We start from the raw sequence: 15,664 nt of genomic DNA, 5'->3' as shown, positions 1-15,664 counted from the left end.
GTTACATTTCTAAACGAAAAAAAGTAGTGATCTAAAAAACCAAAACACTAACAACCAATAAGTTAACAAGTTAATAAGCCAAAAAAAAGTAGTACTTTTAAAATCAATCCTTAGGCTTTCAAGGAAATTAAACCGATTTTCATGACCATTTCTTCGAAATCATTTCGCGAAACAGCGGCTTTATTTCGGGCTCTGGTGCGGTAATTATAAATCGTACTTAAAGAGTAACGCAGGAAAGCAGCAATTTTTACACTGTCGGTAATCCCAAGACGGATTAAGGCAAAAATTCTAAGTTCTGTATTGAGTAATTCTCCTTGTTTTAAAACGATCTGCTCCTCTTTAATAAGCAGTTCATTAAAATCTTTTACGAAGGTTGGATAGAGGTTTAAGAAAATACTATCGAAGTTTTTGTATAATTCCTCCAATTCTGTATCAACCAATGTAGTTGATTTTAGCATTTTATAGATCTCATCAAATTGTTTGGCCGTAGCTTTTTTATTCAAAGTGATTCGATAATTCTCTAATTTGTTGATGTAAGTAGAACAAAGACTAAAAAAGTGCGCAATATATTCTTCTTTAATATGATTTGATTCTGATAATTGTGCATTACGTTCCTGCAACTGATTGTTGGTTTCAGTAATATCTTTGTTTAATTCGGCTAGTTTCTGACCACTTTCATAAAGTTCTCCACGGATTTTGGATACCTTTTTCATTTGTTTGTACACGTAAATCACCGCGACAATCAAAAATACCGAGAGTAAACTGATACATAAAAGATAAAGTTGCAGTTCTGTTTTTCTCTTGGCCTCTCTTTCTAAATAAACTGTATTGATTATCGAATATACTTCGGACATCAAAAGGGTACGAAACTGGACATTGCAATACAAGGCATCTTCAATAGCTGATTGCGTCAGTTTGTAAGCCATATCTACATCCCCCACTTCATAAAAAACCAATGCCAATTCCTGAAGGGAAGCATTGTCTTTATTTGCATTTTTTATGTCTGAGGTAGCCGAAAGGGCATAGTATTTTTTTCTTAATTCTAATTGATGTGTTCCTTCATAAATACTCCCCAGAAGATACGCAATCATAGCATACTGAGGGTTATCTTCTTTTTGATATTGCAATAGATCAACTAATTTCTTTTGGGCAACAGCATATTTTTTTTGGTAAATCTCCTGTTGGATTTTGTTAATCTTATAATTTAAAGAGCTCGGATCTAAAACAGTCAACAAAGAGTCCCGGTACTGCTGTATTTGTTCTATGTATCTTTTGTTGTAACTGTTGGCTGCATAATGTTCAAAAAACTCGCGATATGCAATGTAATAGGTCGGAAGCAACGTAACCGACAATTTTCTTTTGTCGATACTTTTTAAAATCCCTTCCGATTCACGGTATTTTCCGGAAGAGGAATAAAGCGATACCAATTGCAGGTTAGCCAAATCGGAAAGTTCTTTATTTTGAAGTTCAGCCGCTATTTTCAGATTCTTTTTCACATAAAAAATAGCCGAATCTGAATTGAATTTCTGGTACTCCGCGTACAAAGCTTTGTTATAATTGTACTCCTGCTCTTTGGTTAAATCAGCTGACTTAATTTTTTTGAAGTTCAGAATTCGTTCTTCCTTAAGTTTAACGTAATACTGCTTCTTTTTCAGAGCATCATTCAGTTTATTCAAAATAGTAGCTGTACTATCCGATGAGTAAACCGGAAAACAAATGAGAAGGGTGAAAACAAACAGTAAATATTTTTTCAAACTAATAAAAGATAAAACAGAATTACAAATATAAGTAAAGTGATAGTATAAAAGGATAAATTAAAAGAGTGACAAGCATCAAAATTTTAGGGCGACAAACCTAAGGAAAACTATTATATTGGAATCTGTTTTTCATTCCATTTCTAATTTGGTTTAAGAGAATTTTTTATTCCAAATACCGTTTATCGCTTCTAAAACTTTGTCTTGGTATTACACCAAATTTGAATAATCGTTAGTCTTAACCAATGGTTGTGTATGTTTGAGTCGATAGGTTTTAGCCAAAAACCTTACGAATCGCATTTTGGCTAAAGCCTTTATCATCTCCTTTTTTAATCCGTTGGTTAAAACCAACGGCTATTCAAAAAACACATAGGGCGACGTTTTGGCTAATGCCTGCATTATAAATAACCAATCCGGATTTGAATTGCCGTTGGTTTTAACCAACGGTCGTGCATCTTGGGTTGATAGGCTTTAGCCAAAAAACCGTAAGCCTAGCGTTTTGGCTAAAGCTCAATGTTATTAAGTTAAGAGATTTTTTCACGCAGATTCTGCGGATTTTGCGGATTTTTTTTATTTCAATCCGCTAAAATCTGCGTGAGGCTTTTTTTTTGACAATCCTTAACTTTCTGATATTGACCTAAATTCAAATCATTACCTTTTTTTTAAATTCGTTGGTTAGACCAACGGCTATTCAAAAAACACCTATTAGATATTTAAAAAAATAGCATCGAAATGTACTGCTAATTAATTACTTTTTACTGCAATTGGCGCAGCCAGACAGCTCTCGGGAATATCAAAAGCATTTACCAAAGCAACAGCATCGGGACGAATATCCCAACAAAGCTGATTGACCATTTTACGGATTGCTTTCGTTTTTACTGCTTCCATATAACCGTCTTCAAGATACCAAGCTTTATTTTTTTCTATTTGCGAAAGTGCATACAATTGATTTAGTTTTATCAGGATAGCTTTAGAATTTTCATCTTCTACCGTCTGAATCGCTGCTTGAAATTGCTCTAAAACTACTCGTTCCAAATACGCTTGCGCTACATCTATCATTTGATGTTGTACAACATTAAAAGCATCATAAGCTTCTAAGCCTTCTTCAACCAGTTTTTTGATTCTTTTTGCTGCCGATGCCAGAATTGTTTTTTCTCTGTGCTGAAAGGCCAACAAATGAAAGGCTCCATCCAATAAATGCTCCTCATCTGTTTTACGCGTTGCGATTGGATTTTTCTCAGCAATGGCAGATTTTGCATTTTCATACACATAATTAATGATTCCTAAAGAACCCATTTCGCCAAATGCCTTTCTGAATTCAGACAAACGGTTTTTAGCTACCAATTGCATTAAGACCGTATTATCTCCTTCGAAAGTGGTGTAAATTTCGGTATCGTTTTTTAAGGCATTAATTCTGTTTTCAGATAAATAACCTTTTCCACCGCAAGCTTCGCGGCATTCCTGCAAAATATCTCTGGTGCTCCAAGTCGAATAGGATTTCATTCCCGCTGCCAAAGCTTCTATTTCTTGCATTTCTGATTCAGTTCGGTTCAGAAAACGATTCGTCAGGTATTGCAAAGCAAAATGTACGGCGTATGTTTTGGCTAAATGAGGCAATAACCTGCGTTGGTGCATACGGTAATTCAGAATCGGCACTTCAGAACCGCCTTCAGGGCCAAATTGTCGGCGTTGATCGCTATACCGAATTGCGATCGTAAGCCCCGATTTAGCAGCAGCCAAAGCCGAACGTGGAATACCAATTCGCCCTCCGACCAAAGTTCCCAACATCGTAAAAAAACGTCTGTTATCACTTGGAATCGGGCTTTCGAATTCACCTTTGTCATTTACAGAGGCAAAACGATCGAGCATATTTTCTTTTGGAATTTCAACCTGATCAAAACTAATTGTTCCGTTATCGACACCATTCAGTCCCATTTTGTGTCCGCAATCTCCGATGGTAACTCCTTTTAAGGTATTTCCGTTTGTGTCGCGTAAAGGAACTATAAAAGCATTTACACCATAATCATGATCGTCAATAATCAGTTTAGCGAAAACGGTTGCCATTTGACCGTGAACTGCAGCGTTACCGATATATTCTTTTTGAGCATTTTTGTTTGGCGTATGAATGATAAAAGTTTGATTGTTATGCTGGTAAGTTGCTGTAGTTTCAAGTCCTTTTACATTGGAACCGTGATGTGTTTCGGTCATGGCAAAACAGCCCGGAAGCTTTAAGGAACCGATATCTTTTAAATATTTTGCGTAATGTTTCTCTGTTCCCAGCGACTGAACACTCATTCCCCAAAGTCCAAATTGGACTCCAAACTTAATTACAAGACTCAAATCGTGATAACTGAGTGTTTCCATTATGGCAAAATAGTCCGCTATGTTTTCTCCTCCTCCATATTGTTTTGGATAGGCCATATTTCCGAGATTTTCACCGGCTAAAATTTTACACCAATTGTATACGGTTTGACGATAGACATTGATATCGGTTGAAGTTTCGTAAGCAAATTCGGGTTTTGAAATAATCGATTTTACCTTTTTAATGATTACCGCTTCTTTACCATCCAAAAGTGTTGTTATTTTTTGGATATCAAAATTAGAAGTGGTTTGAGAACTGGCGGTAAAAGAACCTGTTCTGGTTTTAAAGTTCTGAATTACTTCTTCTCCCAAAATTCCAAGGTCATTTTCTAATTTTAAAAAATCAGCCTCTGCTACATAGATCGCAGAATCCTTTTCTGAAAGCGCTCCGGCAAGTTCAAAAATAGTTTTAATGGCAGGTTTATTTTGAATGGTTTTCGCTATATCTGATTTCCATTGTTCTAATTCATTTCGCGAAGGCGGATTTGAAATGTCAATTTTAGACAAAAGATACTCTTGGTCTTCGGGCGAAATTCCTGTTTTTGCAACGATAAATTCTTTTAAAGTGGCAAACTCTTTTTGGGTCAAAAGATCATCGGACCATACTAGATAAAATAACGGTATAAAGGCTTGGAGCTTGGTGTTTTTCATAACATCTTAAATCAGTTAGTGTATTTATTTTTTTTTGCCACAGATTCAAAGGATTTACACTGATTTTTTTGCCACGAATCGCACTAATTTTCACGAATTATTTGTTGATGGTGCATCACTAAATCATTTTAATCCTTTAATCTGTGGCATTATTTCGTTGCAAAAAATTTCAATCCTTAATTTGTGCAAATTCGTGGCATAATTTTTTCTGATTTTGAATTGTCCGTAAACAAAAAAACAGAAATGAAAAATACTCATTCCTGTTTATAAATCCTGTTAAGATTCTGGTAATTTTATTGAACTACTGTTTCTTATGTGTTTTTCGATGCAAGAATCCATTTTTGTCTTATTGCAAAAAGGTGATGTGAATTAAATACCAATACTGCCATAAAAATAATCCCGTACGCACCAATCTGTAAACTGCTTATTTTTTCGTGGTACACAAAATTTGCCAGACCAAAAGCAATCATTGGATTGATGTTTAAAAGCATTCCAACTGTAGAGGAATTAATTCCGGAAAGCGCATACAGATTTAAGAATAACGGAAAAATAGTAAACAGAACTGCTATTGTCTCTATACACAAGTAGAATTTAAACTCTGTTGGAACCGGTCCACTGTAAAACGGATAAAAAGGCAATAAAACAATTGCTGCAAAAGTAATGTGAAATGTAAGTGTAATAAATTTATCAAAACCTTTATTTACTCGTTGGCTTACTAAATAACCCGCATAGGTCAAACCAATTATTATACTAAAAAACATGTCCATTATATCGGCATAAGACAATAACAAACAGCCTGAAACGCTTAGTCCAACAGAAACCCACTGTACTTTAGAAAGTTTTTCATGCAAAAGAAAATAAGCCAACAACGTGGTTAGAATTGGGCACACCAAATACGCCAGCGAAGTTGCTTTTACACTAACATGATTCATTACATAGATAAACGTAAACCAATTGGCCATTAGAAAAGTACTACCTCCGAAGTTTAATAAAATAGTCTTTCTTTTTTCTGCTTTTGATAATGCTTTAAAAATTTCTATCGTCTCTTTTATTCTTTTTCTTTTAAAAATAAAGACAATCAATAACATTAGAATGCTACAACTAAAAACGCGATTGAATAAAATATCTAAAGAAGGATAGTCATGAATTGGCTTTAGCGCTAAGCTAAAAAATCCCCAAATCGTATAAGCTGTAATGGCTGCTAAGTAATATTTTGTTGTTTTCACGGAATCTTCTTTTTTGATTGATTTCTGATGCAGCAAATTTCTTAAAAATAATACAGCAATACAGATACAGTTTTTGTAAATTGCACCATAACAGTTTCTTTTATGAAAAATTCAAATTACTTATATCTACAGTTTGCTGATCGAATTGAAAAGCAAATAAAATCGGGCGTTTTGAGTGTTGGAGACAAATTACCTTCGATTCGGGAAGTCTGCTCAGAAACCGGCTACAGCATGAGTACGGTGAGCAAGGCCTACTACGAAGTTGAAAGTCGTTCTTTGATCGAATCAAGGCCGCAATCGGGTTATTATGTAAGTAATATTTCTGCCCGAACGGTTCCCGAACCCTCGGCCAGTTCTCCTATTTTAAGCGTAAAAAATGTAGAGCGTGAAGATTTAATCGATTTGGTTTATAATGATATGAGAGCAAAAGGAGTTACGATGTTTTCATTAGGTTTTCCATCAAATGAACTTCTTCCTATCGCCAAACTGAACAAAGGCATGATTCAAGCCATGCGGTCTTTACCCAATAGTGGAACCAGTTATGAAGATCTACAGGGAAATCTAAACTTAAGAAAAGAAATCGCACGTTGGGCATTCACTTGGGGAGGATCTCCAACCGAAGATGATATTATAACCACTCCCGGTTGTGTCAATGCCATATCACATTGCCTAATGTCTTTAACCAAACCCGGAGATACTATAATCACAGAAAGTCCTGTTTATTTTGGTGTTTTACAATTGGCCAAATCTTTGGGCTTGTATGTGATGGAATTACCGACCAATATTACCACAGGAATTGAATTAGATGCCGTAAAAAAAGCCATTGCTACCAAAAAAATAAAAGCCTGTGTATTGATGAGTAATTTCAGCAATCCGTCAGGAAGCATGATGCCAAATGAACATAAAAAAGAAGTCGTTCGCTTAATGGAGTTTTATAACATTCCACTTATTGAAGATGATATTCACGGGGATTTGTATTTTGGCTCCGGCCGTCCAACAAATTGTAAAACTTACGATGAAAGTGGAATTGTACTTTGCTGCAGTTCTGTTTCCAAGACATTGGCTCCCGGATATCGTGTGGGTTGGGTATTACCGGGGAAATTTAAAAAAGAAGTCCTGCGCTCTAAACTCTATCATACCATCTCCTCTCCTACCATCACACATGAGGTTGTGGGGGATTTTCTAAAAAACGGAAGATATGAAAATCATCTTCGTAAGATTCGCAAGATATTAAATCAGAATTGTAACAATTATATTAATACGGTCTTAGAATCTTTTCCAACGGGGACAAAAGTGAGTCAGCCACAAGGTGGTTTTTTCCTTTGGGTTGAACTTGATAAAAGAATAGATACGGCTGATCTTTATCATTTAGCAATGAAACATCAGATTAGTATTTCTCCCGGAAGAATCTTCTCTTTTCAGGATCAATTTTCGAATTGTATGCGTTTGAGTTTTGGCTTGCCTTGGACCAACGAGTTGAGACAATCTATACAAACTTTGGGCAAACTGGTTGATTTATAACCAAACATTCCCCTGTATTGAAAGTTAATCAATGGTTTATGAGCAAAAAAAGCCACAGATTAAAGGATTAAAATGATTCATAAATTGTGATGTAAAAAAAATAAACACGAATTGCACTGATTACACTAATTAACTCGGGTTAACTTTGAAATTCTTGGCAAAATGATCAAAATGATTTGTTAATCTGTGTGAATCATTTTGATCTGTGGCAAAAAAAATAAACACGAATTGCACTGATTACACTAATTAACTCGGGGTAACTTTGAAATTCTTGACAAAATGATCAAAATGATTTGATAATCTGTGTGAATCATTTTAATCTGTGGCAAAAAAAATAGACACGAATTACACTAATTTCACTAATTAACTCACTTTGTCTTTTTTTACGAAGGTGGCTCGAACCAAAGCGAATAAACCAAATAAATCTGCATTTGCTGAGCTTGTTTTTACGGAGTTTCTTGCGGAGATTTCTCCTTCGTCGAAAGGACAAACCGTGTGTGTGTGTGTGTGTGTGTGTGTTAGATAAACTAAATTCTCACATCTATTTTTCCTTTTTAGACTAACGAATATATAAGCTTAATTTTTGCTACTCCACAGATTTTCATGATGATCCATAATCTGTGTGAATCATTTTAATCAATGGCAAAAAAAAATTCGCGCCAATTAGTGAAATTCGTGGCAAAAAAATTAAAATGACCAGATAATCTGTGTAAATCTTTTTAATCAGTGGCAAATAAAATTCGCGCCAATTGGTTGAATTCGTGGCAAAACATTTTTAGAAGCTAAAGAAATCACAAAACTATTTTTACCCTTTGTAGCTTCGTAGTTTTTTAAACCAAAAAAAATACCAGGCAGTGTGAACAATAAACACACTGCCTGGCTAACAATAACAATTAAAGGACCAAAAAATTAATTATAAAACGAAATAAGCGTCGTTTTCCGCTTTTCTAGGCTCGGGTTTAAGATCAAATTCTTTGATGATATCAAATTCACTTTGATACTCATCCAACATTTGCATTAAATTCTTTTCGATTGTATTTGCAATAGCGGTAACCGGCGTATCTGTAGGCCTGTTTTCAAACGGGTCCTGCAAATGAATCGCCATTTTTTCAATTAAGAAAAAAGTACCTCCAATGATTGTGATCAAAGGAATGGCAAACCAACTTAATAAGCTGATCAATCCAAAAGGCAATAAGATAATAAACAAACACAATGTCATTCTGATATACATACTGTAGGTCGTTGGGAAAATCGTATTTTTAATACGCTCACATTTCCCCATTGCATCACACAATCTCGTTAATGTATTATCAATTTCAACTTGTTGATAAGTGTTGAAACGTTTATTTTTTTTGGCAATTCTCAAATCTCTCGCATGTAACAACAAGATCGCATTTGGAATGTTCTGATGGTTCTTTACAAAACGCAATTCTTCCTCACTTAAAAGGTCTTTAATTGGTTTTATAGCGTCTTTATTTCGTAAAGACTGTCCCAAACTAAAACACCATGCAATTTGTCTTTTAGTGAAATTTTCTTTGAATTCGTTTGCTTCAACAGAAAAATCAGGGTCTTTGTAGAATGTCAACAATTGTCTGATCAAAGTCCTGGATTCGTTTACGATAGATCCCCAGATAATTCTGGCTTCCCACCATCTGTCATACGCCTGATTGGACTTGAAAGCCAATAACAAGGATATAATCGTACCAATCATTGTTGGTATCGCAATCGGAATATCTACGGAAACATTAATAAAATAGTGATGAAAAATCTCAAACAATATCGTATAAGCCATCAATAGAGCCAATTCTACTTTTATTTTCCCAAGAACGTACTTCATTGGGATTTTCTTTTTTAACAGCATATTTTTTCGCTTTAAAGTTTAAACTTGTATTTTTTAAACATTTAAGTTTTAAGCCAATTCTTCGTAAAGTGATAATACTGGAAGCCCCAATTTATCATTCACCGTCTCTTTTTTGGTCTTTTTGAATTTGATTTTCTCGCCTTTACGGGTTTCAACCAGTAAATCAATACCGTATTTTGAAATTGCTTCAGACAAATAAGGTTCAAATTGCTCTAAGTTGTCATCAAAATTCGCTGTTTGGCTTACAATTTCATAAGAGAAATTTTGACTCAAAAACTGCTGAACATCCTTTACGTGCATGTTAACATTGCTGTTTTCTATATAAAGTGCTTTATTGAAGTCTTCTTTGATTGCTTCTGTACCTAAATGCAGTATAGGGCATCTTTGATTTCCGGCTAATTTTACGGAGTATTGGTGAATACGCTTTGTTTCCTGCTTGTAAGAAGGAGTCAGGATAACCAACTTCACATCAAAAGCATCAATAATACCTTTAAATATTGGTGACGAAAGTCCGAATTGGTTGTGTATTTTTATTTTGCAATTAGCAGTATGCTCTACAATATAGCGGCAGGTTTCCAGGACTTCTTCCTGACTTAAGGTAAGACCAGTTCTCATCTCACGCAAGAAATGCGACGAAGAAAAAGAGTCGGGAGCATCTGCAACCATCATTAAAACAATCTCACAACTCGTGTTCTTTGCCTGATTAACAGCCGATTTAACAGCGCTTATGGTATCTTCTTTTAATGTAGTGGGTATAAGGAAATTTTTCATAAGTATAATTGTTTAGTTTTATACGTACAAAATAACTGCCTGAGAATTAGAAGGGTCTTAATATAAAATTAGATTTCTCTAAGATTCAATATTAGATTTTTTAATATTGGCTTTTTTATTATTATCTTTCCTAAAGACGATCGTCACAATGGTACCTTTGTCCTGCTCTGATTGTACTTGTATTTCACCATCATGCATTCGGATAATCTTAGAAGCTAAAGGAAGCCCCAAACCATATCCTATATATTTAGCGGCGATTTTACCTCTGAAGAAAGGTTCATACAAATGCGGAATATCCTCTGGAGGGATTCCGATTCCGATATCATTTATCGCAATTTTAATCCATTCCTTATTCGCGGAAAGCGATACAAAGACTTCATTATTGTCTGAATATTTTACACCGTTGGTAATAATATTATTAATCGCCAGTTCTAAAAGTGGTTTATTACAAGGAATCAACAATAAATTGGAATCTTTAGGCGCAAAATTAAGCTTGATACTTACACGGTTATCCGGATAAATTTTATCCAAATCCGATTTTACATCCATCAATAATTCATCAATTCGGGCAATGTCCAGAACTTGTTTTTTTCCGTCGTAACCTGTTTGCGTCAGTTTTAGCAAACTTTCTGTTAGATTTCCTAATCTTGATGCCTGACTGTAAATATTTTCTAAAGACTGAATGTATTCGGATACTTCTCTTTCCTTAAGAAGCATGATCTCAGACTCTGCGATGATCGTGGTAATGGGTGTTTTTAACTCATGAGAGGCATTATTAATAAAATTTGCCTGTATTTCAAACGAGGTTTCCAAACGGTCCAACATATCATTAAAAGTCTCCGTCAGATCTGAAATTTCATCTGAGTTTTTAACTTCAGGCAATCGGTTGTGCAGATTAGAAGCACTTATTCGGTTTACTTCTTTGGTAATTCTTGCTACCGGATTTATAACACGTTTTGCCAAAAATCGACCTAAAAAGAAAGCCAGAAATATAAAACCGATACCACCAAAAAGCATAATTTTGACAATATAAATCGCGGTCGTTCTTCCTTTTCTGTCCCTTGCACCGACAATTACTATATACTTTTGGTTGTGTTCTGTAAAAACCTGTCCTAAATAATACTTGCTATTAATTTCAAAATAGTCTTTTCCCGTTTTTAATATATTTGTATAAAAGTTATTGGGTAAATTAAGATTGGTATTGTAATCAAAACTATTGGCGCTGTTTATTTTAAGGACAAACTCTTCTTCTTCAATAAGTTCTTCCAGTCCATTTTTTTTAAGATTACTGTAGTATTTTATTTTTTCAGGATCTTTCTGAAAATGAATTGACGCTACAATTTTAGCCCTGTCTTCCAGTCGTTTTAAAAAATGGTATCGGTTGTTTTCACGAAATAAAACAAAAACAACGATACATAATAGCAACGTACTAAAAGAAGAAAGAGCCACATAGGTAACCGTAATTTTTTTTCTTATATCCATTTTAAGGCTGTATGACATAACCCAAACCTTTCATGGTATGAATCAGTTTGGTTGCAAAAGGTTTATCTATTTTTTTTCTTAAATAATTGATATAAACGTCCACGACATTGGTGTTCATATCAAAATTAATGTCCCATACATTGTCTAAAATTTGATCGCGGGATACAATTCTACCCGTGTTTTTAGCCAAATAATACAGTAATTTAAATTCTTTAGCTGTCAAAACAATAGATTCGCCGTCTCTTTTAACCGTTTTGGCTCGTCCGTTTATTTCTAAATCACTAATCGTAATGGTATCTACTTTATCTGTTTCCTGATTGGCTCTTCTGTTTAAAGCATTTACTCTTGCATCAAGTTCGCCAAACTTAAAAGGTTTTACCAAATAATCATCGGCCCCGGCATTAAGACCGGTTACAATATTCTCAGAAGTTCCAAGTGCTGTGAGAAGCAGAATAGGAACAAAATTTTTACTGGCTCGCAATCTTCTGCAAATCTCAATTCCGTTAATATCCGGCAACATTACATCTAATACAACTACATCAAAAGTATAATTATGAAGCATCTCTAAGGCAGTTTTGCCATCAAGTGCTACACTTACTTCATTATTGTTCTCAGCAAATCCTTTTCGTAAAATGGATAAAAGGTTTGGTTCATCTTCGACTATTAGTAATTTCATCTTTAGAAAGTAGTATATCGAACAAAAATAAGCATTGAATTTTATAAAAGTAGTACATCAACAAGAAAATATGAGGAATAAAAAAGAGGCTGTCTCCCAAATGTAGTGAAACAACCTCTTTTCTAATTCTTGTTCCGGCAGCATTGTACCGCAAAACAGGAATAGCAATATGTCTTAAATCATTAGAAAAACAAACTCTTAAAAAGTCTCACCCGCATTGAGATAAAACGCATTTGAATTGTTTCCAACTGCGTAATCTACAACTAAGTTGGTACGTGTTTTTTTATCTATTAAAATACGTAAACCAGCGCCAATTGCGGGTTGCACATAACTAAAAAGAGGTGTATTGGTTTCTGAATTACTGGCAGTAGTAAAATTGGTAAATACAGTTCCGCTAAACATTTGATTGCAACTTATCGGAAATCTGAATTCTGCTGAAAGATAGACTAAATTACTACCTCTGAACAATCCCTGTGTATACCCCTCTCCGCTCCTGCTTCGCTGATCCCAGCCAATAGCGGGCAGATTCAGATACGGTACTTTTCCTCTTGTTACAAATTGTCCATACGTCCAAAATGCCAAAATATAACGCTCATTTTTACTGGAAAGAGGAATAAAATGCCTGTATTCTGTATAAAGAACATTACTGTATCGCTGATTTTTGAAGAATACCGGATTAAATCTATAATTAATATTGGCAAACCAGCCGCGAGCTGTATTAACCTGATTGTCCCGGGAATCGTAGACGAGATTAAGGCTCATTCCGGTTAAATAATACTCGAGATCATTAAATCCGTATTTCTGACTGTAGTTATAATGGTAGGTAAAAACCTGATTCGCCACATCTAGATCTTCGTCTTTTATAGACGAATACCAATCGATATTGATTCCGCCACCCACATAAAAATTCTTTTTTACCTCCCAGGATGCGGTTTGATGGAATTTAAAATAATTATAATCCATAGGTTGTGCAATAGAATCGATACTGAAATTATCTCGCCTGCTGTGATGCGGAATAATATTGGTTCCGAGACCATAATTGGGCTGCGAAAAAATATACATTCGATAATCGCCACTCAAAAAAATCTTATTGTTTTTTAGTAAAATATTGTTCTTGACATTTATAAGCCATTGTTTTTTGGTGGTATAGGTTACTCCTAAATTGGCAATAGAGTATTTGTCTGTGGCCTCTTTTCCTTTAAAAGTATATTGTGCCACTCCGCCAAAAACAAAACCCGTGGCAGGCTGCGCACCGATAACAGGGATTACCAGAAAAAAACTGTTTTTTATGGGCTTTAGAACCAAAAGAGAATCTTTCTTCTTAAAAAGTTCAAATACGGTTTTAGGTGGGCATAATTCCGGATTGTCGGAATCATTTTGCGCATGAAGCATAAATGGAAGAAAAAACAATAGTACTAAGACTGTCATTGAACATTTAGAATAATTATTTTTTAAAAACTTTACCATTTCTAAGTTCAGTGTTTTTGGATAATAACAAACTCTATTGTAAATATAACCCTTATTTTCAACATTTTACACAACTATTCTTAATAATAAAATCGGTTTTATAAAATCAAAGAAGCAAAAAGTCAGACAAAAAATGTATAGTATCTTGCTTAAATTAGTATCTTTTCGCTCTGAAACAACGAATGAAAAGCATTGAAAAAAGAATCTGAATATTTCCTTGATAAAGAATACAATACCATCGTTTATGGTAAAGAGGATCTTAATTTTAAGGATTTTGAATGCTGTGTTTTTTCGAATTGTAATTTTTCTGCCTGTACTTTTCTAGCCGTTACCTTTATTGATTGTGTTTTTAATGATTGTACTTTTACGAACACAAAAATCAATTATGTGGCATTCAGAACAGTTACTTTCAACCGCTGCGAGATAAAAGAAGTCAATTTTGCGATGTGCGACAAATTGATTTTCGAGGTTCATTTTTACAATTGCATTTTAGATTTCTCTAAATTTTATACCTTAAAAATAAAAGGAACAACCTTTAACAATTGCAGTCTGATCGCCGTAGATTTTATGGCCACAGATCTGACAAGTGTTCTTTTTGATCATTGTGATCTCTACCGCTCTGAGTTTGACAAAGCCATCGCCAACAAGGCCGATTTTAAAACCAGTTTCAATTATACGATTGACCCTTCTAAAACAAAGCTCAAAAAGGCTGTTTTTTCTTTGAATGAAGTGAAAGGCTTATTATTTAAACATGATGTTATTGTGAGTTAGATATTAACTTCAACCTTATTATATTCTTTCATCCTAAATATTTAAATTTTAACCGATAAAACTCAAATATTTTAAGATATTTTAGTCAATTACTATATTTTTGTAAAAACGTAACTAACTAATACAAAAAATGGCAGACCAGGAAATCATTAAACACACTAAAAAAGTACATCGAATTATAACAAACAAGAAGCACAATCTTATAGAAAAAATAAAAGAAATTAGTTTAGAGATTTTTATCATTGTTTTTGCCGTTTCGCTATCGATCTGGCTACACGGATGGAGCGAACACCAACACGACCAGCAAGACGTTAAAAAATTCCTGATTGGACTTAAATCAGATATCCAAAATGATATTAATAGTACTAAATCTTTAATCAAACAGTATCAGGAATTTGGTCAAATATACCAGCACCTTAACCAATTAGATCAAAATAAATCTTACGACGAAAATCAATTTAAAAAAGAATTATCATTTATCAATTTAAATGCCTATTTAAGACCTAATATTTACAGATTTAACGGTTTTGTGTCATCGGGCAGAATCGGAAATATCGAAAATGATTCTCTTTCCCTAAACATTCTGAGATTCTATCAGAAAAACCTCTCTGAAGTTAATTCTTCTGAATCAGGATGGCTAGCGCGACAAAAAAAATTACAATCTTATTTAGAGGATAATTTAACCAATCCGGAAAGCACTGCCGACAATTGGAAACTACTTAATACTCCAAAGGGTAAACAGTTGACAAAAAATCTTGTTCCGTGGGATCAGATTTACGAGCGCTACAATAATTTAATTCTTTTAGGAGAAACAATTGTTAAACAGATTGATAAAGAATACGATATAAAAGAATAGAACTTTTTCTTAATCAAACAGGATCTAATCAATGTTAATAAACAAGTGATTAGATCCTGTTTTGTTTTTAAAGCGGTCGCTATGGTCAATAATTTATTACTTAAAGACAATCTTATTTTGAATCAAATCCAAAAGTTATAGGGTAATTTTTAGAACTTTCCTCTTGTTAGAATTAGCAGATTTTATACTTTTTGATCACAGCTTTTTAAATTTCCCAACTTCTCGCTTTGACGATCTCGCAAAGACGCCAAGCCGCAAAGTTTCTTC

The 15,664-nt window shown here is 34.2% G+C and carries 11 protein-coding genes; 3 read left to right on the top strand and 8 right to left on the bottom strand.

The window, feature by feature from the left end:
* Positions 1–110: 110 nt before the first annotated feature.
* From susR to LNP23_RS14585, 3 genes are all read right to left on the bottom strand, one after another.
* The gene (gene susR / locus LNP23_RS14595) at positions 111–1,754 is read right to left on the bottom strand and encodes a SusR family glycan utilization regulator (RefSeq protein ID WP_230001748.1); all 1,644 of its coding nucleotides are present in this window, start codon (positions 1,752–1,754) and stop codon (positions 111–113) included.
* A gap of 744 nt (positions 1,755–2,498) precedes the next feature.
* Positions 2,499–4,766, bottom strand: a complete 2,268-nt coding sequence (locus LNP23_RS14590) for an acyl-CoA dehydrogenase family protein (protein ID WP_230001747.1) — start codon at positions 4,764–4,766, stop codon at positions 2,499–2,501.
* A gap of 311 nt (positions 4,767–5,077) precedes the next feature.
* Positions 5,078–5,992, bottom strand: a complete 915-nt coding sequence (locus LNP23_RS14585; RefSeq protein ID WP_230001746.1) for an EamA family transporter — start codon at positions 5,990–5,992, stop codon at positions 5,078–5,080.
* Positions 5,993–6,094: 102 nt separating this feature from the next.
* On the opposite strand from LNP23_RS14585, the gene LNP23_RS14580 reads away from it, so the two are divergent.
* Positions 6,095–7,513 carry an aminotransferase-like domain-containing protein gene (locus LNP23_RS14580; RefSeq protein WP_230001745.1) on the top strand — a complete coding sequence of 473 codons (1,419 nt, stop codon included), beginning with the start codon at positions 6,095–6,097 and terminating at the stop codon, positions 7,511–7,513.
* Positions 7,514–8,426: 913 nt separating this feature from the next.
* Here LNP23_RS14580 and LNP23_RS14575 read toward each other — a convergent pair.
* The 5 genes from LNP23_RS14575 to LNP23_RS14555 all read right to left on the bottom strand — a co-directional run bounded on the left by LNP23_RS14575 (position 8,427) and on the right by LNP23_RS14555 (position 13,731).
* Positions 8,427–9,374 carry a bestrophin family protein gene (locus LNP23_RS14575; protein ID WP_319624881.1) on the bottom strand — a complete coding sequence of 316 codons (948 nt, stop codon included), beginning with the start codon at positions 9,372–9,374 and terminating at the stop codon, positions 8,427–8,429.
* Positions 9,375–9,422: 48 nt separating this feature from the next.
* Positions 9,423–10,145 carry a hypothetical protein gene (locus tag LNP23_RS14570; RefSeq protein WP_230001743.1) on the bottom strand — a complete coding sequence of 241 codons (723 nt, stop codon included), beginning with the start codon at positions 10,143–10,145 and terminating at the stop codon, positions 9,423–9,425.
* Positions 10,146–10,223: 78 nt separating this feature from the next.
* Positions 10,224–11,627, bottom strand: a complete 1,404-nt coding sequence (locus tag LNP23_RS14565; RefSeq protein WP_047776587.1) for a sensor histidine kinase — start codon at positions 11,625–11,627, stop codon at positions 10,224–10,226.
* A gap of 1 nt (position 11,628) precedes the next feature.
* Positions 11,629–12,303: a response regulator transcription factor gene (locus LNP23_RS14560; protein ID WP_230001742.1), complete on the bottom strand. Its 675-nt coding sequence runs from the start codon at positions 12,301–12,303 to the stop codon at positions 11,629–11,631.
* A 198-nt stretch (positions 12,304–12,501) separates the two neighbouring features.
* Positions 12,502–13,731 (bottom strand): BamA/TamA family outer membrane protein, encoded by a 1,230-nt coding sequence (locus LNP23_RS14555; protein ID WP_230001741.1) that lies wholly within the window; start codon positions 13,729–13,731, stop codon positions 12,502–12,504.
* A 231-nt stretch (positions 13,732–13,962) separates the two neighbouring features.
* Here LNP23_RS14555 and LNP23_RS14550 point away from each other — a divergent pair, with 231 nt between their 5' ends.
* Positions 13,963–14,541, top strand: coding sequence for a pentapeptide repeat-containing protein (locus LNP23_RS14550; protein WP_230001740.1), 579 nt, complete (start codon positions 13,963–13,965; stop codon positions 14,539–14,541).
* Positions 14,542–14,671: 130 nt separating this feature from the next.
* Positions 14,672–15,397, top strand: a complete 726-nt coding sequence (locus LNP23_RS14545; RefSeq protein ID WP_230001739.1) for a DUF6090 family protein — start codon at positions 14,672–14,674, stop codon at positions 15,395–15,397.
* Positions 15,398–15,664 lie beyond the last annotated feature (267 nt).

This window comes from Flavobacterium cupriresistens, from assembly GCF_020911925.1.
GTDB lineage: Bacteria > Bacteroidota > Bacteroidia > Flavobacteriales > Flavobacteriaceae > Flavobacterium > Flavobacterium cupriresistens.
Note: the sequence above shows the minus strand (reverse complement) of the source record. Positions and strands in the feature narration are given on the sequence as shown.